The organism is Celeribacter sp. ULVN23_4 (genome assembly GCF_054788345.1).
In genome coordinates, this window is sequence record NZ_JBTVYO010000002.1 from 368,470 (window position 1) to 389,335 (window position 20,866).

At 58.4% G+C, this 20,866-nt stretch carries 21 protein-coding genes, 1 tRNA gene and 1 pseudogene; 14 read left to right on the forward strand and 9 right to left on the reverse strand.

Translation table 11 applies throughout. From position 1 onward, the window contains the following. The 12 genes from ACYBHZ_RS07135 to ACYBHZ_RS07190 all read left to right on the forward strand — a co-directional run bounded on the left by ACYBHZ_RS07135 (nt 1) and on the right by ACYBHZ_RS07190 (nt 9,202). Nucleotides 1-213 (forward strand): hypothetical protein, encoded by a 213-nt coding sequence (locus tag ACYBHZ_RS07135; RefSeq protein WP_460273566.1) that lies wholly within the window; start codon nt 1-3, stop codon nt 211-213. Nucleotides 214-338: 125 nt separating this feature from the next. Continuing rightward, on the forward strand, nt 339-893 hold the full coding sequence (locus ACYBHZ_RS07140) for a hypothetical protein (protein ID WP_460273567.1): 555 nt from the start codon (nt 339-341) through the stop codon (nt 891-893). A 129-nt stretch (nt 894-1,022) separates the two neighbouring features. After that, the gene (locus ACYBHZ_RS07145; RefSeq protein WP_460273568.1) at nt 1,023-1,292 is read left to right on the forward strand and encodes a hypothetical protein; all 270 of its coding nucleotides are present in this window, start codon (nt 1,023-1,025) and stop codon (nt 1,290-1,292) included. Nucleotides 1,293-1,430: 138 nt separating this feature from the next. Next, a complete protein-coding gene (gene sufC, locus ACYBHZ_RS07150) occupies nt 1,431-2,192 on the forward strand; it encodes a Fe-S cluster assembly ATPase SufC (RefSeq protein WP_460273569.1) in 762 nt (253 codons plus the stop codon). Continuing rightward, nucleotides 2,192-3,487, forward strand: coding sequence for a Fe-S cluster assembly protein SufD (sufD, locus tag ACYBHZ_RS07155; protein ID WP_460273570.1), 1,296 nt, complete (start codon nt 2,192-2,194; stop codon nt 3,485-3,487). Before sufC ends, sufD begins: the two co-directional genes overlap by 1 nt. A 1-nt stretch (nt 3,488) precedes the next feature. Then, on the forward strand, nt 3,489-3,974 hold the full coding sequence (locus ACYBHZ_RS07160) for a YIP1 family protein (RefSeq protein ID WP_460273571.1): 486 nt from the start codon (nt 3,489-3,491) through the stop codon (nt 3,972-3,974). Between the two features lies 1 nt (nt 3,975). Then, a complete protein-coding gene (locus ACYBHZ_RS07165) occupies nt 3,976-5,193 on the forward strand; it encodes an aminotransferase class V-fold PLP-dependent enzyme (protein ID WP_460273572.1) in 1,218 nt (405 codons plus the stop codon). Between the two features lie 102 nt (nt 5,194-5,295). Beyond that, a tRNA-Arg gene (locus ACYBHZ_RS07170) sits at nt 5,296-5,372 on the forward strand. Nucleotides 5,373-5,707: 335 nt separating this feature from the next. Then, nucleotides 5,708-6,046 (forward strand): DUF3817 domain-containing protein, encoded by a 339-nt coding sequence (locus ACYBHZ_RS07175; protein WP_460273573.1) that lies wholly within the window; start codon nt 5,708-5,710, stop codon nt 6,044-6,046. Between the two features lie 248 nt (nt 6,047-6,294). Next, the gene (locus tag ACYBHZ_RS07180; RefSeq protein WP_460273574.1) at nt 6,295-7,308 is read left to right on the forward strand and encodes a TRAP transporter substrate-binding protein; all 1,014 of its coding nucleotides are present in this window, start codon (nt 6,295-6,297) and stop codon (nt 7,306-7,308) included. A gap of 71 nt (nt 7,309-7,379) precedes the next feature. Beyond that, nucleotides 7,380-7,895 carry a TRAP transporter small permease gene (locus ACYBHZ_RS07185; RefSeq protein WP_460273575.1) on the forward strand — a complete coding sequence of 172 codons (516 nt, stop codon included), beginning with the start codon at nt 7,380-7,382 and terminating at the stop codon, nt 7,893-7,895. Next, entirely contained in the window at nt 7,895-9,202 is a 1,308-nt protein-coding gene (locus tag ACYBHZ_RS07190; protein WP_460273576.1) for a TRAP transporter large permease, read from the forward strand. The genes ACYBHZ_RS07185 and ACYBHZ_RS07190 overlap by 1 nt, the downstream gene beginning before the upstream one ends. A 65-nt stretch (nt 9,203-9,267) precedes the next feature. On the opposite strand, the gene ACYBHZ_RS07195 is transcribed toward ACYBHZ_RS07190, so the two are convergent. From ACYBHZ_RS07195 to cyoA, 5 genes are all read right to left on the reverse strand, one after another. Then, nucleotides 9,268-9,987, reverse strand: coding sequence for an SURF1 family protein (locus ACYBHZ_RS07195; protein ID WP_460273577.1), 720 nt, complete (start codon nt 9,985-9,987; stop codon nt 9,268-9,270). 66 nt (nt 9,988-10,053) lie between these two features. Next, nucleotides 10,054-10,488, reverse strand: coding sequence for a cytochrome o ubiquinol oxidase subunit IV (gene cyoD / locus ACYBHZ_RS07200; RefSeq protein ID WP_460273578.1), 435 nt, complete (start codon nt 10,486-10,488; stop codon nt 10,054-10,056). After that, a complete protein-coding gene (cyoC, locus tag ACYBHZ_RS07205; protein ID WP_460273579.1) occupies nt 10,488-11,093 on the reverse strand; it encodes a cytochrome o ubiquinol oxidase subunit III in 606 nt (201 codons plus the stop codon). Before cyoC ends, cyoD begins: the two co-directional genes overlap by 1 nt. Continuing rightward, entirely contained in the window at nt 11,090-13,087 is a 1,998-nt protein-coding gene (gene cyoB / locus ACYBHZ_RS07210) for a cytochrome o ubiquinol oxidase subunit I (RefSeq protein WP_460273580.1), read from the reverse strand. Before cyoB ends, cyoC begins: the two co-directional genes overlap by 4 nt. Beyond that, complete coding sequence (cyoA, locus tag ACYBHZ_RS07215; protein ID WP_460273581.1) at nt 13,080-14,234, reverse strand: ubiquinol oxidase subunit II; 1,155 nt, start codon at nt 14,232-14,234, stop codon at nt 13,080-13,082. The genes cyoB and cyoA overlap by 8 nt, the downstream gene beginning before the upstream one ends. Before the next feature lie 561 nt (nt 14,235-14,795). Here cyoA and ACYBHZ_RS07220 point away from each other — a divergent pair. Both ACYBHZ_RS07220 and ACYBHZ_RS07225 read left to right on the forward strand, forming a co-directional pair. Then, nucleotides 14,796-15,413 carry a HupE/UreJ family protein gene (locus ACYBHZ_RS07220; protein WP_460273582.1) on the forward strand — a complete coding sequence of 206 codons (618 nt, stop codon included), beginning with the start codon at nt 14,796-14,798 and terminating at the stop codon, nt 15,411-15,413. A 7-nt stretch (nt 15,414-15,420) separates the two neighbouring features. Next, nucleotides 15,421-16,209 (forward strand): hypothetical protein, encoded by a 789-nt coding sequence (locus ACYBHZ_RS07225; RefSeq protein WP_460273583.1) that lies wholly within the window; start codon nt 15,421-15,423, stop codon nt 16,207-16,209. A gap of 86 nt (nt 16,210-16,295) precedes the next feature. Here the strand turns inward: ACYBHZ_RS07225 and ACYBHZ_RS07230 are convergent. The 4 genes and pseudogenes from ACYBHZ_RS07230 to ACYBHZ_RS07245 all read right to left on the reverse strand — a co-directional run. Then, a pseudogene (locus tag ACYBHZ_RS07230) lies at nt 16,296-17,141 on the reverse strand (ABC transporter permease); the annotation flags it as partial. Nucleotides 17,142-17,152: 11 nt separating this feature from the next. After that, nucleotides 17,153-18,436, reverse strand: coding sequence for an ABC transporter permease (locus ACYBHZ_RS07235; RefSeq protein WP_460273584.1), 1,284 nt, complete (start codon nt 18,434-18,436; stop codon nt 17,153-17,155). An 88-nt stretch (nt 18,437-18,524) separates the two neighbouring features. Then, on the reverse strand, nt 18,525-19,622 hold the full coding sequence (locus ACYBHZ_RS07240) for an extracellular solute-binding protein (protein ID WP_460273585.1): 1,098 nt from the start codon (nt 19,620-19,622) through the stop codon (nt 18,525-18,527). An 87-nt stretch (nt 19,623-19,709) separates the two neighbouring features. Continuing rightward, complete coding sequence (locus ACYBHZ_RS07245; protein WP_460273586.1) at nt 19,710-20,807, reverse strand: ABC transporter ATP-binding protein; 1,098 nt, start codon at nt 20,805-20,807, stop codon at nt 19,710-19,712. Between the last annotated feature and the right edge of the window lie 59 nt (nt 20,808-20,866).

The window sequence follows — 20,866 nt, forward strand, 5'->3', positions numbered from 1 at the left end:
ATGCATTTCGAGCTTATCCCCTATTTCCTCGCAAAATCCGCCGGCATCGGTCTTGGCGTCTTTATCGGTGTCTTCATCGGCCTCGTGATCCGTGTGAAATCGGGCAAGCGTGAGGGGCTGATCATGAACTCCGTGGCGGCGACGGCTTTCCTCGCTTCCGTGGCGGCGCTGGTTCTCTCGGCGCTGATCAAACTGGTGACCTATTCCGGCTGATATGACCTTCGCGCGCGCACATATCGCTTCTGCTGCCCGGGTGCTTTCGCCCGAGTTCTGCCATATTTTTATGGCAGATGCTGTTTCTACGTATTGTGTGAAATGGTGTGAAGCAGGGTGTCGCGATGGATCAGCGCGAGGAATTTTACAGCCGTCTGGGGCGCGTATCGCGCGCGCCAGAGAAGAGTTTGCATGCGATGGGGCCGGCGCAGACGCGCAATCACGGCCGCAACCAACACCTCAAACAGATGCTGGAGCGGCACAAGGCGCAGGGCGTGCATGGTTCAATGTCCGGGGAGCCGCGTCTGAAGCTGACGCTGGTTCTGTCCTATCTGCTCGCCGTCGCCATGGGCGGTCTGGCCGCTCTGATCGCTCGTTGGCTGCGCTTTCAGATTTCGGACGACGCTCTGCAGGTCTCAGTGAATATCGACTTTCTCCTGAACCTCGTCTTCGCCGTGCTGATCGCCTTCATTCTGCGCGAACTGGTATCGCTCTCCGCAGTCAAACACATGGGGGCGCAGTTCGCGGGTATTTTGTTGGCGCTTGTGACCATGCACAATGTGGTGCACGAGATGCCGGACCTGTTTTCGCGTCTGTTCTCGCCGCAATGGGTCTCTCATGTGACCGCAACGACGGATCCGGGCACGGTGTCGTTTCTCGGTCAAAGCTATCATATCTGACAGTACAAAATGTTGATGTCGCGCTTTTGGGCGACGTCGCAACAAAGCCCGGCGCGTGCCACGATCTTTCCCAAGTTTCCAATCACATGTGTGATGACGGAACGAATAATCGGAAAGAGGGGGCAGGGCATGCAGCATTCGCAACAGGCACAATTCGCGGATCGTATCAAACGGATTCAAGCGGGTGGTCCGAACACCTGTGCGACGGTCTATACGGGCCTGCAGGACGTGGATACGCCAGCGAACAAAACAGTTTCCGGCGTCCGGCACGACGCGTTCAGTGCCGAGGAACGGCTGTCGATCGCGCAACGTCTGAACATCGGGCTCAAATCCGGCATGGTCAAGCTGATCGCGCTTGGCTCCGGAATTCTGATCTTTATGCATTTCGCGGGGGTCTGAGCCGGTCCGGCCAGAACCTTGCATATATCACCGGCGCTGACCTGAAATCGGGCAGCGCCTCATCCGAACATCACAAACGCACATGCGCCTGCCGGGGTTCTGCCTCGCGCGGGCTCTCCTCCGTGAAAGGACAATAAAATGTTGGAAATCAAAAATCTCCACGTCAAACTTGAAGAAGAGGATAAGCAAATCCTCAAAGGTGTGAACCTCACCGTTGGCGAAGGTGAAGTCCATGCGATCATGGGCCCGAACGGCTCCGGTAAATCCACCACCTCCTATGTTCTGTCCGGTCGTGACGGCTATGAGGTGACCGAGGGCGAAGTGATCCTTGATGGCGCAGATGTGCTGGAACTGGAACCGGAAGAGCGTGCGGCGGCCGGCCTTTTCCTTGCCTTCCAATACCCGGTGGAAATTCCCGGCGTGTCCAACATGACCTTCCTGCGCACAGCCGTGAACGCGCAGCGCAAAGCGCGCGGCGAAGAAGAGCTGTCGGCCACCGATTTCCTCAAAACCGTTCGCGCCAAAGCGAAGAGCCTCAAGATCGATGCCGACATGCTGAAACGTCCGGTCAACATGGGCTTCTCGGGTGGTGAAAAGAAACGCAACGAGATCCTGCAAATGGCGATGCTGGAGCCGAAGCTCTGCATCCTCGACGAAACCGACTCCGGCCTCGATGTGGACGCAATGAAGCTCGTGTCCGAGGGCGTGAACGCGCTGCGCGACGGCAAGCGCTCTTTCGTGGTGATCACCCATTATCAACGTCTTCTCGATCATATCAAACCGGACGTGGTGCACATCATGTATGATGGCCGTATCGTGAAAACCGGTGGCCCCGAGCTGGCGCTTGAGGTTGAGCACAACGGTTACGGCGATCTTCTGGCCGAGGTGGAGAAGGCCTGATGAAACGCGCGGAACTGAAACAACGGAAACTGGACGCGACGAGCGCGCGGGTAGAGGGGATGACCCTTCCCGCTGGCGCGCCTTGGGCCGAGGCCCTGCGTCAGGATGCTCTGAACCGGTTGATGGCCATGGGCCTGCCGCAAGGGCGGGATGAATACTGGCGCTGGACGCGTCCGGACAGTCTCGTCGTGGCAGAAGCTCCGAAGGCGGCTGTTTTTGTCGCCGACGAAGCCCCGGCCTTCTCTGGTCTGGATCGGATCAAGCTCGTGTTTGTCGATGGTGTCTTCGATGCCGAGGCCTCCGACGCGCTTGAGGGCGAAAACCTTGAGATCATGCGTCTCTCGGATGCGCTGTCCTCGGACATCCATTGGGTGAAAGACGCCTACGGTGTCCAAGAGAAGAAAGCGCAAGATCCGGTCGAGCGTCCTTTCGCGACGATGAACACCGCCTTTGCGACCGACGGCGTGGTCATTCGCGCCACCGGCAAAGTCGCGAAACCTGTGTCCTTGGTCTACCTGCACCAGAATGAGACCTCCGACGCCATCCTGCACCACGTGATCCGTGTGGAAGAGGGCGCCGATCTGACCGTGCTTGAAAACGGCCCGGCTGCGGCCCGGTTCAACAAGGTGATGGAGGTCGATGTCGCTGATAAGGCGGCCTTCCACCATGTCCGCGCCCAAGGCCGTGACCATGAGCGCCGCGCGGTGACCCATGTTTTCGCGACGGTCGGTCAGGAAGCGCTGTTCAAGTCCTTCACCATGACGGCCAATGGCGTCCTGACCCGCAACGAGGTTTTCATCGACATCATCGGCGACGACTCTGTTGCGCATGTTGCTGGTGCCGCGATGGGGGATGGTGATTTCCATCACGATGACACGGTGTTCATCACTCATGATGCTGAGCGCTGTGAAAGCCGTCAGGTGTTCAAGAAAGTGCTTCGCAACGGTGCGAAAGCTGTGTTCCAAGGCAAAATCCTTGTGAAACCGGACGCGCAGAAGACCGACGGCTATCAGATCAGCCAAGGCTTGCTGCTGGACGACAACAGCCAGTTCCTCGCCAAGCCCGAGCTTGAGATCTATGCCGATGACGTCGCCTGTTCGCATGGCTCGACCGTGGGCGCACTGGATGAAGAGGCGCTCTTCTACCTGCGATCTCGCGGTTTGCCGGCCTCTGATGCGACCGATTTGCTGACGCTGGCCTTCCTTGCGGAAGCCATCGAGGAAATCGAAGCACCGGAGATTGCCGAGGACATCCTCGCCCGTCTCGAAGGCTGGCTGAAACGGCGTCGCCAATAAGATGGGCGTCGTCTCGGACATCGGCAAAAGCTACCGCGCGCCGCGGGCCGTGCTTCGGCACCGGCTTGCGGCAGGCGACAATGAGGGCGGCGCTTTGGTCACCCTCATGCTCGCCTGTGGTCTGATTTTCGTGGCGCAATGGCCGCGACTGTCGCGGCTTGCATACGAGACCGGCCAAGACGTGCAAATGCTCATGGGCGCAACGCTTCTGAGCTGGCTGTTCATCATGCCTTTGGTGTTCTACGTGCTGGCCGGGATCGTGGGCTTTGTCTTGCGTCTCTTGGGCAGTCTGGCCACCGGGTTTGAAGTGCGTATGGCGATGTTCTGGGGCCTTCTCTGCGCGGCACCGCTGTGGCTCCTTTGGGGGTTGACGGCGGGGTTCGTCGGGCCGGGAGCGACGACCAATGGCGTGGGCGTGCTCGCCCTCGCCGCATTGATTTACTTCTGGGGTGCGATGCTCGCGGAAGTTGGGAAGAAAGAGAGCTGACATGTTCGATGTCGCAAAAATCCGGGCCGATTTTCCGATCCTCGCACGCGAGGTGAACGGCCAGCCGCTGACCTATCTCGACAATGGGGCCTCTGCGCAAAAGCCGCAGGTTGTGATCGACGCGATCACCAAGGCCTATTCCGAAGAATATGCCAATGTGCACCGTGGGTTGCATTACCTGTCCAATCTCGCCACGGACAAATACGAGAACGTGCGCCAGATTGTGGCGAAATTCCTCAATGCGGGCCATGAGGATGAGATCATCTTCACCTCCGGGACGACCGAGGGGATCAACCTCGTGTCCTATGCATGGGCGGCAGAAATGTTGCAGCCGGGCGATGAGATTGTTCTCTCCGTTCTGGAACACCACGCCAATATCGTGCCGTGGAACTTCCTGCGTGAACGTCAGGGTGTTGTCCTCAAATGGGTCGATTGCACGGCGGATGGCACGCTTGACCCGCAGGCCGTGATCGACGCGATCGGACCGAAGACCAAACTTGTCGCGATCACCCAGATGTCCAACGTCACAGGCACGCGTGTGGATGTGAAAACGATCTGTCACGCAGCGCGTGCGAAAGGCGTGGCGACGCTGGTCGATGGCTCTCAGGGGGCCGTTCACGGTCCTGTCGATGTGCAGGACATCGGCTGCGATTTCTATCCCATCACCGGGCACAAACTTTACGGTCCGAGCGGCTCCGGCGCGATCTATATCCGCGCCGAGCGGCAGGCGGAAATGCGGCCCTTCCTCGGCGGTGGCGATATGATCGACACGGTGACGAAAGACGCTGTGACCTACGCCAAACCGCCGCTCAAATTCGAAGCGGGCACGCCGGGTATCGTTCAGACCATCGGGATGGGTGTCGCGCTCGATTACCTGATGCAGATCGGGATGGAGAATGTCGCCGCTTACGAGGCGTCTCTCGCGGCTTACGCGGCCGAGCGTCTCCAAAACCTCAACTGGCTGAACGTGCAGGGCACGGCGGCGGGCAAGGGGGCGATCTTCTCCTTCACGATGGAGGGCGCGCACCCGCATGACATCTCTACCGTGCTCGACAAAAAAGGCGTGGCCGTGCGGGCCGGGAGCCACTGCGCCATGCCTTTGATGCAGCACATGGGCGTTACTGCGACCTGCCGGGCGTCCTTCGCGATGTACAATACGACGCAAGAGGTCGACCGTCTGGTCGAATCCTTGGAGCTGTGCCGCGAATTCTTCGGCTAAGCTCTGGTGCAAATCCTTAAACGGGCGCGGAAAACCGATTGCGCGCCCGTTTTTCATCGCCTATAGACAGGCGCACTGACCGTTGCGAGACAACAGTCCCGCGCACCCATAGCTCAGCTGGATAGAGCGCTGCCCTCCGAAGGCAGAGGCCAGAGGTTCGAATCCTCTTGGGTGCGCCATTTCTCTCCTCGAAACTGAACCCAAATTCTCCTCGGATTTGAAATCTCTATCTCATTCCGATGACGGTGCGGATCTGTGCGACATGCGGCAATGCGCGCAGGGGCATCGGGTTCAGCTTTGCGCGCGGCTTTGCTAAAGTGTTTCTACTTAAACCTGAATCAGGGTTTGAGCAGAAACGCGGTGCAACGTCTAAGCGGAGCGGGCGTTTCGACTTTATGTGATAGATCAAGTTAAAGTCGAAACGCTTTAGCCTCTGATATTCACCGTCGAGCCGTTCCTCTCAAAGATCAGCCAGACAAACAGTAAATTTTTGTCTCTCGCTCGGAGCGCCGCCATGACACAATCCGCCAACACACCCAGCACGAAAGAGAAGCATCTCTTTTCTCTGTTCCGCCTGATTGCCCTGATCGAAGGTGTCACGACCATTCTTCTGTTTTTCGTTGCCATGCCGATCAAATACGGTTGGGAAGACCCGTCTTGGGTGCAGATCATGGGGCCGATCCATGGCTATGCGTTCCTTGCCTATATCGCGCTGATGCTCATCGTGATGCGCGGTATGGCGTGGCAGGCGCGCGATAAGGGCAGGGCGTTTGTCGCCTCACTGGTGCCGCTGGGGACGTTCATCAACGATCCGTTTCTGAAACGCCGTGGGACCGAGATCTACGGACGGTGAGGGAAATGGTTTTGGCGCGCGCGTGCTGCGCCATATTTTGTCCTTAAATTCCCATTTCGTTAAAAAAGCAGCGGAGATTTCTCGTCTCTGCTGTATGAGGCTGTGCAAACGGCTCTCTGCTGTCGAGCCTGCCTTTTTAGAGGTTTGTGCGAAGCAGCGGCCTTGGTGTATCAACGCCCGAGCTTGATGTCTCAGCAAGAGACACAGGATCGACATACAGCAAATCCAGCAGGGAGAAATGGATAGTTATGCTGCAAAAAATCGCCCTCACCAGCGCCTTGGCGCTTGGTCTCGCCGCACCGTCTTATGCGAAAGAAACGCTGCGCTATGCGCATTTCATGTCGGCCAACAGCTGGCAAAGTCAGGTCATTTTTGAAGATTGGGCTACTGCGGTCGAAGACGCCTCTGACGGGGCTGTCGATGTGCAGGTCTTCCCGGCGCAGACCTTGGGCAAGGCCGCAGCGGGCTATGACAACGCCGTCACGGGGATCGCTGATATCGCATGGACCGTGCCGGGCTACACCGCCGGGCGGTTCCCGCTGAGCCAGATCATGGAGCTGCCGGGCCTGTTCAAGACCGGGGCCGTCGGTTCCTGCGCCTTCCAGAAACTCTATGATTCCGGGGCGTTGGACGAGGAATATGAGGACACGCACATCCTGTTCGTCCACACGCATGATCCGGGGCACCTGCATACGGCGAAAAAGCCGGTCTACACGCTGGAGGATATGAAGGGGCTGAAACTGCGCCGCCCGACGCAGGTGGTGGGCGAGATTCTGACCAATCTGGGCGCCGAGCCTGTGGGGATGCCCGCTCCGAACACCTATGAAGCGCTGCAGCGCGGGGCGATCGACGGTTACATGCTGCCGTGGGAGAGCGTGGACAGTTTCCGCCTCGACGAGCTGACCGAGTATCACACTGTTTTCGGGTTCTATGCGCTGGCGTTCATTTCCACGATGAACAAGGCGAAATATGAGGCCCTGTCTCCCGAAGCCAAAGCCGCCGTTGATGTCAATTCAGGCATGCAATGGGCCGTGACGGCAGGTCGCGGGTATGACAGCGAGGGCGCGAAAGTGCTCGACCGCCTGAAAACCGAGTCCACCGTGATCGAGCTCTCTGAGGAGGAACGTGTGAAATGGGATGCGGCGGCGCAAAAGGCGACAGACAGCTACATCGCGTTTCTCAATGACAAAGGCCTTCCGGGGACGGCGACCTATGCGGCTGTGAAAGGTTATGTCTCGGAGTGTGAAACCGAGCTGAACTAAGCTTGAAAGGGCGGGCCGCGCGACGTTGTGGCTCGCCTATTTCTGAGAAGATGCAAGCCACAGGAGCGCATATGCTTATCTCCGGTCTCAAGCGCATCGCCGGATGGATGGAGGCGGCCTGTCTCGGCCTCGCGGCGCTCTGTCTGCTTTATATGGTCTGTGTCGTGGGCTTCAACGTGCTCGCCCGGATGGTTTTCGATGCCACCGGGGCTGCGATCAATCTGATGATCCCGGGCGCGATCGAGCAGGTCTCGTATCTTCTCGGGATGATCGCACTCGCAGCTCTGGCAACCTCCCTCAAGGGCGGCATGATTGCGGTCGATATGCTGGTCGGACGGCTCCCGCCGCTGTTGAAAGCCCTTGTCGCCCGGCTGTGGTTCGTCGGGATTCTGGCCTTTGCCCTCGTGCTGGTCTGGCTGTTTTGGCATGAGGCTTTGGCGACCTACGCGCGTGGGGAGGAGACGCAGGATCTGCGCATCCCGATGTTCCTGATCTACGGGCTCTACACGCTCGAATGTTTTGCCCTCGCGGTGATCGCGCTTCGCGAAGCGCTCACGAGTGACGGTCATCACCCGGAGGTGTCGTGATGACCCCTTTGGTGATCGGATATATCTCGATTGCGGTGATGTTCGTCATTGTGCTGTTTGGTGCGCCCATTGGGCTTGCCATGATCGCCGTGGGGTTTGCCGGGTTTTCCGCCACCATCGGTGTCTCTGCCGCGCTCAGTATCCTGAAAACCGCCACGTTCGAGACGGTGACGAGCTACAGTTTCACGCTCATTCCGCTGTTCCTTTTGATGGGCAACCTGATCTCGCGTTCTGGCGTGGCCGCCGACCTGTTCCGGGGGGCGCTTCTTTTGACGCGGGGCTGGTCCGGCGGGTTGGCGGCGGCGGGGGTGACGGCGAGCGCGGTGTTTTCCACGGTTTCGGGATCGTCGCTGGCAACGGCTTCCACAATGACTCGCGTGGCCTATCCGGAGATGAAAGCGCATGGCTACGACAGCCGATTGGCGACCGGCTCTCTGGCGGCGGGCGGCACGTTGGGCATTCTGATCCCGCCGTCGATTGCGCTTATGCTTTACGCGTTGATCACGGAGCAATCGGTGGGCACGATGTTCCTTGCGGGCATCCTGCCGGGCATTCTCGCCTTTGTGCTCTATCTCGTGACGATCCTGATCATGGCGCGGATCTGGCCGCCGGAAGAGGGTGTTTCACAGATCACGGATGAAGAGTTGGCCCCGCAAGGCCGCTTCGAAATCCTGCGTCTCTTCGCGCCGTCCCTTGTGCTCTTCGGTTTGGTGATGGGCGGGCTTTACGGCAATTTCTTCACGCCCACTGAGGCCGGTGGCGTGGGCGCGGCATTGGCGCTGATCTTCGCGTTTTGGCGCAGGGTGCCGCGCTCTGAGTTGATCGCGGCCTTTACCGAGACCATTACGACCAGCGGCTCAATCTTCCTGATCCTGATCGGGGCGGAAGTGTTTGGTTTTGTCCTCTCCACCTCCCAACTCTCGAATGCGCTTGTGGATTTTCTCAACAGCAGCGGTTTCGGTCCGTGGCAGGTGCTTTTGTCGATCCTATTGTTCTACGTGATCCTCGGCTGCTTCATGGAGAGCCTCGCGATGATCCTCCTGACCGTGCCGATCTTCTTCCCGGTGATCCTTGCCAATGGGTTCGATCCGATCTGGTTCGGGGTGATTGCCGTGGTCACGGTGGAGCTGGGCCTGATCACGCCGCCCGTGGGGATGAACCTTTTCATGGTCAAAAGCGCCTCGCGCGATACGCCTTTGTCGAAAATCATGGTGGGGGTCATTCCCTTCGTGATCACCGATGTGATCCGGCTTGGAATTTTGCTGGCTTTCCCGGCGATCTCTCTGCTGCTCACCGGACGGTTATAAAAAACGCGAAAACCGAGGAGATCGGTTTTCGCGCATTTGATGTCTTAAAAGAAGAGATCTTAGTCTCAGCTGTCGCGATCTCCGCGCAGTTCGTTGCGCAAGAACAATCCGTAGCCGCCGAGCACCAGAGCCGCGAGTGCGAACCAGGTGATCGCGTAGCTGAGGTGTGAATTTCGGAACTGGACGACGGTCTTGCCACCGCGCGGCCAACCTGTCGGGTCGGTCAGGTCTTGATCGACGAAATAGGGGGCGGCTTGGTCATACCCTTTGGCTTCGGTGATCGACTCGATGTCGCGGCGATACCAATTGCCATTCTCCGGATCGTTGTCCTGCGAGAACAGCCAGCCTTTGTGTTCGGAAATGCGCAGGAGGCCCGTGACGGTGGTTTCGCCGTCGATCCGGGAGAAATCACCCGCCATCGCCTGCTCCTGCGGAACCACGCCGCGGTTGATCATGACGATCGAGCCGTCAGAAAGTTCCAGAGGCGTCAGCACCCAATCACCGGGGCCGTAGTCCGAGGGGGTATAGATCAACACCTCCTCGTCATTGAGAAATGTGCCGGTCAGAGTGACGCGGGTGTATTCGTCTTTCTCGCGTGTGATCGCTGACCAAAGGGTAGGACCGGGGGCAGGCACCGGGGCGGCATGAACGCGGGCATCCACCCGTTCGATCAGATCGAGTTTCCAGTGCAGGCGTTTCACCTGCCAAATGCCGAGGCTCATGAAGCCTGCGATGCCGATGGCGGCGATGATGGTGACGAGGACGATACGGAAGGATAGACGCATGAGAGGCCCTTTTCAAAGCAAACCGGGGCCACGTGGGCCCCGGAGAATTGTCTTAGAGATCGAGGATCAGCCCTGTTGGGACTGAAGGCTCTTCATCTGTTCGATCTGCTGATCCATCTCGTGCATCGGCATCATGTTCTCGTTCATGTTGTGCATGACCCAGAGCGAGCCAGCCAGAACGATGAACAGGATGATCAGGGCGAGCATGGTCGCCATGAAGGTGCTGCCTTCTTCCGAGGTGGTGTTCAGGTGCAGGAAGAACACGAGGTGAACGATGATCTGGATGGCCGCGAAGACCATGATGATGCCGATCAGAGTGTTACGGCTCATATCAACCTCGCCCATGACGAGACCGAAGGGGATGATGGTCAGGATCGCGGCGAGCGCGAAGCCGATCATCAGTTGACCCATGGTGCCGTGACCGGACCCGTGATCGTCGTGCCCGTGCCCGTGATCATGCCCGTGGCCGTGATCGTGTGCGGTATGCGTATCGTGCGACATCAGACCAACCTCACCAGATAGACAAAGGAGAAGACACCGATCCAGATCAGATCGAGGAAGTGCCAGAACATCGACAGGGCGCCGAGGCGGCGCATGTTCGGCGTGCCGAGACCATGTTTGGCGATCTGGGCCATCAGGGTGATGAGCCAGACGATACCGAAGGTCACGTGCAGACCGTGCGTGCCGACCAGTGCGAAGAAGGACGACAGGAAGGCCGAACGGTTCGGACCCGCGCCGATGTGGATGAGGTGATGGAACTCATAGAGTTCCATCGCGACGAACCCGGCACCGAAGAGACCGGTGATCGCCAGCCACATCAGAGTGCCGGACTGATCTTTCTTGTCGGCGCGCAGCATGGCGAGACCGAACGTGATGGAAGAGATCAGCAGCAGCGCCGTCTCGATGGCAACGAAGCCCGGTTCGAACAGGTCTTTCGGACCCGGACCACCTGCGAACCCGCCGCCAAGGACGGCATAGGTTGCAAAGAGCGATCCGAAGATGATGCAGTCGCTCATCAGGTAGATCCAGAACCCGATAGGGGTCGGGCTCTGGGGGTGAACATCGTGGTCGACGATGCTCACGCTTGCAGGGGCGGAGTGGCTCATACCGCTGCTCCTTTCGCTTCGATCGCGCTCACTTCCTCAACGGGAATGTAGTAATCGCGGTTGTAGTTGAAGGTGTTGTAGATCGCGAGACCGATCATGCACACGAAGGTGAGGATCGCGAGCCACCAGATATACCAGACCATCGCGAAGCCGAAGGCCAGAGCGAAGGCCGAGATCAGCACGCCATAGACAGTGCTTTTCGGCATGTGGATCGGGCGGAAGCCCTCGGTCGGCCATTTGAAGCCTTGCTGCTTCATCGTCCAGAATGCTTCGCGGCCAGTGACCTGAAGATCAAACGGGAAGTTGTACGGAGCCGGCGGGGACTGAGTTGCCCATTCCAGCGTACGTGCATCCCAAGGATCGTTGCCACAAGCGAGTTTCTTGCGATCGCGGATCGAGACGTAGAAGTTGATGAAGGTCGCCAGAATGCCCAGCAGGATCAGCACCGCGCCAAAGGCTGCGACGATGAAGTAGGGCTGCCAGCTCGGATCCGGGTACATGTTGGTCCGGCGCGTCACGCCCATCAGGCCAAGCGCATAGAGCGGCATGAAGGCGAAGTAGAAGCCGATGAACCAGAACCAGAAGCTACGACGGCCCCATTTGTCGTTCATGCGGAAGCCGAAGGCTTTCGGCCACCAGTAGGAGACCGCCGCATAGACTGCAAAGACCACGCCGCCGATGATCACGTTATGGAAGTGCGCGATCAGGAACAGGGTGTTGTGAAGCTGGAAGTCAACCGGCGGTACAGCCAGAAGCACGCCCGTCATCCCACCGATGGTGAAGGTGATCAGGAAGCCAATGGTCCAGAGCATCGGAACTTCAAGCCGCACGCGGCCTTTGTACATGGTGAAGAGCCAGTTGAAGATCTTCACACCCGTCGGCACGGCGATGATCATCGTGGTGATGCCGAAGAAGGTGTTGACGCTGGCGCCAGACCCCATGGTGAAGAAGTGGTGCAGCCACACGACAAAGGACAGAACCATGATGCAGGCGGTGGCCCATACCATCGTTTTGTAACCAAAGATCGGCTTGCCGGAGAAGGTTGACACCACTTCGGAGAAGACGCCGAAGCACGGGATGATGAGGATGTAGACCTCGGGGTGCCCCCAGATCCAGATCAGGTTGATGTACATCATCGCGTTCCCACCAAAGTCATTGGTGAAGAAGTGGAAGTCGAAGTAACGGTCCAGCGTGAGGAGCGCGAGGGTGGCGGTCAGCACCGGGAAGGCCACAACGATCAGGATGTTGGTGATCAGTGCGGTCCAGGTGAAGATCGGCATGTCCATGAGCTTCATGCCCGGAGCACGCATCTTCAGGATGGTCGCGACCATGTTGATCCCGGACAAGGTTGTCCCGACCCCGGCGATCTGTAGCGACCACAGGTAATAGTCCATCCCAGGCCCTGTACTGTAACTCGACCCTGAGAGCGGCGGGAACGCCAGCCAGCCAACACGGGCGAATTCACCGATGAAGAGCGAGATGTTCACCAGCAGAGCGCCAGCCACCGTCATCCAGAACGAGAAGTTGTTCAGGAAGGGGAAGGCCACGTCGCGGGCACCGATCTGCATCGGCATGACAAAGTTCATGATGCCGGTGATGAAGGCCATGGCCACGAAGAAGATCATGATCACGCCGTGGGCGGTGAAGACCTGGTCAAAGTGGTGCGGAGGCAGATAGCCCTCGGCGCCACCAGCGGCCATCGCCTGTTGGGCCCGCATCATCAGAGCGTCGGCAAAGCCGCGCACCATCATGACAAAGCCGAGCACCATGTACATGATGCCGATTTTCTTGTGGTCGACCGAGGTCACCCAGTCCCGCCAAAGCGGAACCCAGAGTTTGAAATAGGTCATCAGAGCAAGGACGACGAGGCCACCAAGGGCCACACCGGCAAAGGTCGCGACGAGGATCGGTTCGTGATAGGGGATCCAGTCGAGCGTCAGACGCCCGAAGATCGGCGAGATTGTCTCGGCAGCTTGTGCGTGTGCTTCAGCCATTCTTCTTATCCTCCGAAATTTGGAGTGTGCTTGCGAGGTCGGGGCCGCAGATCGAAGCCGGATCGTTGAAGAACGCGTCGTGGAACGCTTCAATATCCGGGGCCGGAAGGTCCGGCAGATCGATCAGGTTGCCGAAGCCGTCGATGGTGCGGGCGCGGTCGTAGCTATAGGCATTGGCTGCGGGAATACCCTCGATGCCGCCACCGCCTTGCTTGTCCTGCATCATCATGTGACCCATGCAGACCTTGTTTTCTTCGACGCACATCTCGACGATGCGATCGAACAGACCGTCTTCGACCGAAGCGTAGTAGCTCACCGGTTCGTCGATGGTCGGTTTTTCAAGAGCCAGATAGCTTTCGCGTGTCAGCGCGTTGCCGTCGGCTTTGACTTTTTCCACCCATGCGTCGAAATCCTCATCCGTCATGGACAGGGTGTCGAAGGTCATGTGGGAGAAGCCCGGACCGGAGTAATGCGCGGAACGCCCCGGGAAGGTGCCGGTGCTGTCAGCGATCAGGTGCAGCTTGGTTTCCATGCCGGTCATCGAATAGACCATGCCGCCCAGAGCCGGGATCGACAGGGTGTTCATGACGGTCGAGGACGTCAGGCTGAAATTGATCGGGCGACCTTCCGGGATGGCGAGCTCGTTGACGGAGGCAACGCCGTATTCCGGGTAGATGAACAGCCACTTCCAATCCAGCGAGACGGCTTCGACTTCGACCGGTTTGCCAGCTTCGAGGTGATCGAGCGGGCGATACGGGTCGAGGCGATGGGTGTACACGTAAGTGAACCAGCCAAGCGCGATGATGATCAGGATCGGAACGCCCCAAACGGCGACTTCGATCTTGGTGGAGTGTTCAAAGGTCGGATCGTAATCCGACTGATCTTCCCGGTCTGCGCGATACTTCAGCGGGAAGTATACGGACATGACCAGAACCGGAATGATAACGATGAGCATAAGAAGGGTGGAGATAATCAGGAGGTTACGTTCCTGATCCCCGACCCATCCCTGTGGAGACAGGACATGGTACTGACATCCGGAGAGCATAAGCATGCCCAACGCTGCCAGGAGCGGTTTCTTCAGTTTTGACAAACTTTTAGCCTCATTTTTGTTCAGACGGGCTATCGAGAGCCTTGGCGGGTGCCGCATGCACAAAGGCACGGGCACAGGCGGTCTGCGTGTGCGTGTAAGTTTACGGGGTCGAGGTAGCTCCATTGTTCATGGTTGGCCCTGCGACAGATTGACGCAAATCTCCTGCGACATCGGTTTTCTAAAGGAAATCGCAAAACGAAATGCGTTCTGTGCGGCGATTGATGTGGGGTTCTGCAAAAGGAAACTGTTTCAATTAATTAATATATCTTTGGCATATCTTTTATCCTTCGCTCCCCGGTCTCTTGCCGAAATATAGGCTGTGCTAAGAGTGTCCAGCCTGTGGTGTTAGAGTGCAAAATAAGAGCAATCTGGTTTAAATGCAGTATGTTACGCTGTATGCGGTCATTCTGCCGCATTGACCGAAAACGGCAAATACAGGCCAAAGCATCCTTTTGAGAACCGACGCCGACCATCCCTTCTGTAGCCTTTTTCCTGTCGTCGTTAGGTTGATCGAGGGAAAATGACAGGCTGTGAGGTCGGTGAGAGAGAGGGCCTCTTGCGCTTTGGGGGCGAGACAGGTTTCTTGGCGTCGACACGCTCAAAACAGGGGGCTTCTAAATGCGTCAGTTCCACTCTCATAAAGGCCCGTCTGTGAACCTTTTGGCCCTGCCTTTGATGGCTTCTTTTGTCCTTTTGGCGGGAAGTCAGGCCGCCTCCGCGCATGTCGTCGCAACCGGCACAGGGGGGCTGACCGCAGGCTTTGAACATCCGTTCACGGGCTATGACCATTTCCTCGCGATGTTCGCAGTCGGTCTATGGGGCGCGCAGATGGGAGGGCGCCGCGTTTGGACGCTTCCCGTTGCTTTCCCGCTCGTCATGGTGATCGGCGGCGTTCTTGGTATTGCGGGGCTTCCCATCCCATATATTGAAACCGGGATCGCGCTTTCCATTCTGGTTCTGGGGGCCGCGATCGCTGCGGCTTGGAAGCCCTGGGAATGGGGGTCTCTCCTCATCATTGCGTTCTTCGCCATTTGTCATGGCTATGCCCATGGGGCGGAATTGCCGATGGCTGCAAACCCGGCGGAATATGCCGTTGGTTTCGTGGTTGCGACCGGGCTTATCCACATCATCGGGATCGTGGTCGGGCTTGTGCTCGGTCGCATTTGGCAAGGCTGGCTCTGCCGTGGGCTCGGCGCTGTGATCGCAGTTTGCGGGGTCTACTATCTTGTCGCATGAGCCCTCAGTGACCTCAGCCGGGCAGGTCTTCGTACCGCTTAAGGCCCTGCTGGTTTTGTTGCTCGGGGCAGGCGGTCTTATGGTCGCGCTCTCACTGCCGGAGACCGGAGACTGGTTCGCGCAGACATGGCTTCGTGTGACCTTCCTTTTGCCTGCACTCGCGCTCGGCTTCGGCTTCTCTCTTCTCCGGCTCTGGCTTATGGGGGCGGGGCTTGGCTTTTGGGCCTTGGGGATCGGTCTGGGGTATTACTTCGCGGGATCGGTTCTCGCGCTCATGGCGCAAATCCCGAATGCCGAAAATCATCACTACCTGCTGTTCCCAGCTTCCGTGCTGCTGCTCGGGGCGGGATTACTGCCGGGGCGGCGCGTCTTTGTGATCCTGTGTCTGCCCATGTCTCTGTTGATTGGCATCGGCTACGGCAGCTCCGTCGCCCTCTATGATCCGAGCCGCGAAGGGGTCTATCTGATCGCGCTTCAGGCCAGTGGCCTTGGTGTCTGGCTGCCGCTCACTGTCGCATTGGTGCTCCGTGTGAGTGGGCGGCGTTGGCGCGAAATTGGGTGTCATATCTTGGGAAGCTGGCTTGTCACAGTTGGGCTGCTCTACGGTGGGTTTGCCGTGTTTGAACCTCTCATTCCTGTGCCGTCTCAAACGTCGACCGAGCCTGCGCCGACCACGCCTGTGTTTCTGGAACAACAGGGCACTGGGCTGGTCGATCCCCTCGCGCCTCCGGTGATGCCGGGAACGTCCTCATCCTCTGAACGTCCGGGCTTTCTCAAGGACAGCATCGATCCCTGATCTGTTAAACGCTTTCGCTGGTCACGTAAAAAATGAGCCGGAAGGGAAACTTCCGGCTCAACTCTAAACAGTCATTGCGGTGACGCTCAGCTCGGGGACAGGCCACGCATTTTCTCAGAACGCCGACGCAGCAGTTCCACGGTGATCAGAAGCAAGATCGAAATCCCGACGAGGATCGTCGCCACAGCAAGGATCGTCGGGCTGATCTGCTCGCGCAGGCCGATGAACATCTGCCAAGGCAGGGTCTTCTGGCTCGCGGAACCGACGAACAGGATCACGATGACTTCGTCAAAAGACGTGATGAAGGCGAAGAGGCCGCCGGAAATCACGCCGGGCAGGATGAGCGGCATCTGCACCCGGAAGAACGTGGTCACCGGGCTCGCCCCCATATTGGCGGCGGCACGGGTGAGGGAGTGGTCGAACCCGACGAGGGTCGCCGTCACCGTGATGATCACGAAGGGGATGCCCAGAGCGGCGTGCGCCAGAACAACACCGGCATAGGTGCCCTGAAGCCCGATCCGGCTGAAGAAGAAGTACATGCCAGCCGCGGAGATGATCAGCGGCACGATCATCGGGGAGATCAGGATCGCCATGATCGCACGGCGGAACGGCACATGCGGTTGGCTAAGACCAATGGCGGCCAGAGTGCCGAGGCTCACCGACAGGATCGTCGCCATCGGTGCGATCTTGAGCGAGTTCCAGAGCGCATGTTGCCAGTCGCTGTTCTGGAAGAAATCCCGATAGTGTTTCAGCGAATAGCCATCCCGATCGAGGCGCAGCATCTCCGGCGTGAAGGTGAAGAAGTCCTGTGCGTTGAACGAGAGCGGGATCACCACGACGATCGGCGCGATCAGGAAGAAGAAGATCAGGCCGCAAATGACGCGGAAGGCGTAGTACCAGATACGCTGACCGGTTGTGGCATAAGAAGGCAAACTCATAGCAATTATCCCAGCTTCACGTTGTCGATACCGACGATTTTGTCATAGGCGTAGTAGAACACCAGAACCACCGCCAGAAGGATGCCGCCAAGGGCTGCCGCCAGACCCCAGTTGAGCGAGGTCGAGATGTGGAAGGCGATCCGGTTGGAGATGAACGTCCCGGTCGTCCCCCCCACAAGGGCGGGGGTGATGTAGTAGCCGATGGAGAGGATGAACACGAGGATCGAGCCCGCGCCGATACCCGGAACCGTCTGCGGGAAATACACCCGCCAGAAGGCCGTCCAGTTGGTCGCGCCAAGGCTTTTCGCCGCGCGCAGATAGGACGGGTTGATCGATTGCATCACGGAGTACATCGGCAAGATCATAAAGGGCAGCAAGATATGTGTCATGGCGATGATCGTGCCGAGTTGGTTGTTGATCATCACAAGCCGATTGTCATCGGCCACAAGCCCGACCCAGACCAGCAGATCGTTGATCACCCCTTGCTGTTGCAGCAGGATTTTCCAAGCGGAGGTCCGCACCAGAAGGGACGTCCAGAAGGGCAAGAGGACGAGGATCATCAAGAGGTTAGACGTGCGCATCGGCAGGTTCGCAAGGAGCCAGGCGACCGGATACGCAAGCGCGATACAGCTCAGCGTGATGATCAGCGACATCGACAGCGTGCGTCCGAACAGCTTGAGATAGATGCGTTCGTTCTCAGGCCGCATTTCAACGCCATCCGCGCCCAGATGCAGATCGACGGAGTTCAGATAGTAACCGGAGGTGAGCTTCGGCGAATAGGTCTTGATCGTCCGCCAGACGTCGAGATCGCCCCAGTCCTTGTCGATATCGAGGAATTTTTCTTTGAACGGGCCGTCTGTTTCCAGATCCCATTTCTTCACTTGGCGTCCGGATTTACGGAACAGCGAGGACATCCCCGGGTTTTCATAGTTCAAACGCGAGCCAAGCTTGGTGTGAATCTTCTCTTCCGCCGCGATTTGCATGTCTTGCGCGAAAGCGGTGAACACTGCCTCATCCGGCAACTCATCGCTGGCCTCATCCCAATCTTTGAGCGCGACCACGGTGCGGGGCAAAGTGTCGGAGACAATGCTGTTCTCGATCGAGCGATAAAGCATATCGGCAACCGGCAGGATGAAGGTCACCATGATGAAGACCAAAAGCGGCGCGATCAGCATCAGCGCCCGCAGTTTTTGCATCCGCAGAGCACGGGCGAGGCTACGTTTGAGGGGAGTTCCATCCGCGGCGAGAACCGGGCCGGACGTGTCTGCTGTGTCAGAAATATCGCTCATGATCCGTCCATCGAGACAATAGTTTCGGGTGCTCTATGGCACCGCAGGAAAGACCAGAGGGCAGGGAAACTGCCCTCTGGTGCTTCGTTTATTGAGCCAGCCAGGCTTGGAACTTGGCTTCGGCGTCGTCTTGGTTGTCAGCCCACCAGTCGAGGTTGTTCACCAGGTAACGCTTGGCGTTTTCCGGGTTGGTCGGCATATGCGGCGCCATTTCGATGCCGAGCTCAGCATGCTTGCCAACGAGCGGCTGCGAGGACGCACGGGCCGGACCGTAGGAGATGTAAGCAGCCTGATCGGCCAGACGTTGGGTGTCGGTGGCGAATTTCACGAATTCGAGGGCGGCAGCTTCGCGCTCAGCCGGCAGGTTCGCCGGGATGATCCAGCCGTCGAAATCGAAGACTTGGTAGTCCCAGAGCATAGCGACCGGCTGGTGCTGCTCTTCGATCACGGAGAAGAGGCGACCGTTGTAGGTGGAGCCGATTACGGCTTCGCCATCGGCGAGAAGCTGCGGAGTTTCCGCTCCGGCGGACCACCAGATCACGTCGTCTTTGATCGTGTCGAGTTTGGCGAGAGCGCGTTCGACGCCGCCATCGGAGTCGAGCACATCGTAAAGATCGTCTTTTTCGACGCCATCACAGAGGAGCGCCCATTCGAGGTTTTTCTTCGGGCTTTTCTGCAGGGCGCGTTTGCCCGGGAAAGTGTCCAGATCGAACACGGCGCAGAGGTCTTCCGGTTTGTTGTCGCCCCAAGCTTCGACGTCGGTACGGTAGCCGAAGGTGGTGGAGAACACGATCTGCGGGATGAAGCATTCGCTGATCAGGGAGTCGCCAAAGTCCTCAGAAGCCGGGGTGCCGTCGTCGCCGGCGGCGAGTTGGCCGTCGACGTCGATTTCTAGGGCGAGGCCTTCGTCACACAGACGCACGGCGTCCGGGCCTTCAACGTCCACGACGTCCCAGGTCACGTTGCCAGCTTCGTCCATGGCGCGCAGTTTTGCGGTCGCTTCGTTGGAGCTTTCGTCCCAGATGATGCTCACGTCCGGGTGCATCTCCATGTAGGGATCTGCATAGGCTTTTTGTTGGCTGTTTTGGTAAGCGCCGCCCCAGGACACGATGGTCATGTCTTCGGCCATTGCCGGGAGGGTGAGCGCGGTCGCCGAAAGGGCGGCTGCTAGAGTCGTCAGTTTCATTAGTCTCTCCTTGTTGGTCTTTGTTTTATTGTGTTTTTATATTTCACGCGTGGCCCGGCTTGTGCCGGTGTCACGCATGTTTCGCCATCACGCATCGAGCGCGCGGCAATCCTCAGCCATCCAGCCGATGTTCAGCACTTGGCCCGGTTGCAGGCGCGGCTGGTCAATGGCGTTACGGGTTTTGATCACGAAATCATCCCGCCCTGCGACCCGCAGACGGGTCCGGTAAATGTCACCCATATAGATGAATTCGAGCACTTCTGCTTTCAGCGTGTGTGCATCGGAGTGAAGACGGTCCGGGTTGGTTTCAACGCGTTCCGGGCGGATCGAAACCTTGGTGCGATCGCCGACGTTCTTGACGTTGACCGGCTTACAGTCGATCAGCCCGCCATTGTCGATTTGCACGACGGCGACGTCACCTTTCATCTCTTTAACAACGCCTTCCAATGTGTTGTTTTCGCCGATGAATTGTGCAACGAAACTGTTTTGCGGTTCTTCATACAGGGCATCCGGCGGTGCGAGCTGTTGGATGCGGCCATCGTTAAAGACGGCAACGCGGTCCGACATCGTCAGGGCTTCGGTCTGGTCGTGTGTCACGTAGACCGTGGTGATCCCCAGCTCATGCGCGATGCGGGTGATTTCGAATTGCATGTGTTCGCGCAGCTGCTTGTCGAGTGCGCCGAGCGGTTCGTCCATCAGAACGAGTTCCGGCTCGAACACCAGAGCGCGGGCCAGAGCGATCCGCTGCTGCTGGCCGCCGGAAAGCTGGGCGGGGCGGCGGCCGCCGAACGCGCCCATTTGAACCATATCGAGGGCGCGCTTGACCTTGGCCTCACGTTCCGATTTGCCGAGTTTGCGGACTTCGAGCGGGAAGGCGAGGTTCTCTGCTACCGTCATGTGCGGGAACAGAGCGTAGTTTTGGAACACCATGCCAATGCCGCGCTTGTGCGGCGGAATGTTGTTGATGCCCTTGCCATTCAGAAGGATGTCGCCGTGCGTTGCGGTTTCAAAGCCCGCGAGCATCATCAGGCAAGTTGTCTTGCCGGAACCGGACGGCCCCAACATGGTGAGGAATTCACCTTTTCCGATGGAGAGATTGAGGTCTTTGACGACAAGAGTTTGTCCATCATAACTTTTTTGCACCTTGTCGAATACGACAAAGGCGTCCGAGCCGTGATCAAGCACAGTTCTATCCCTGTTGTTTTTGCCGTGACGCCATATCTTCAGCGCTCGGGCAGTTCCCT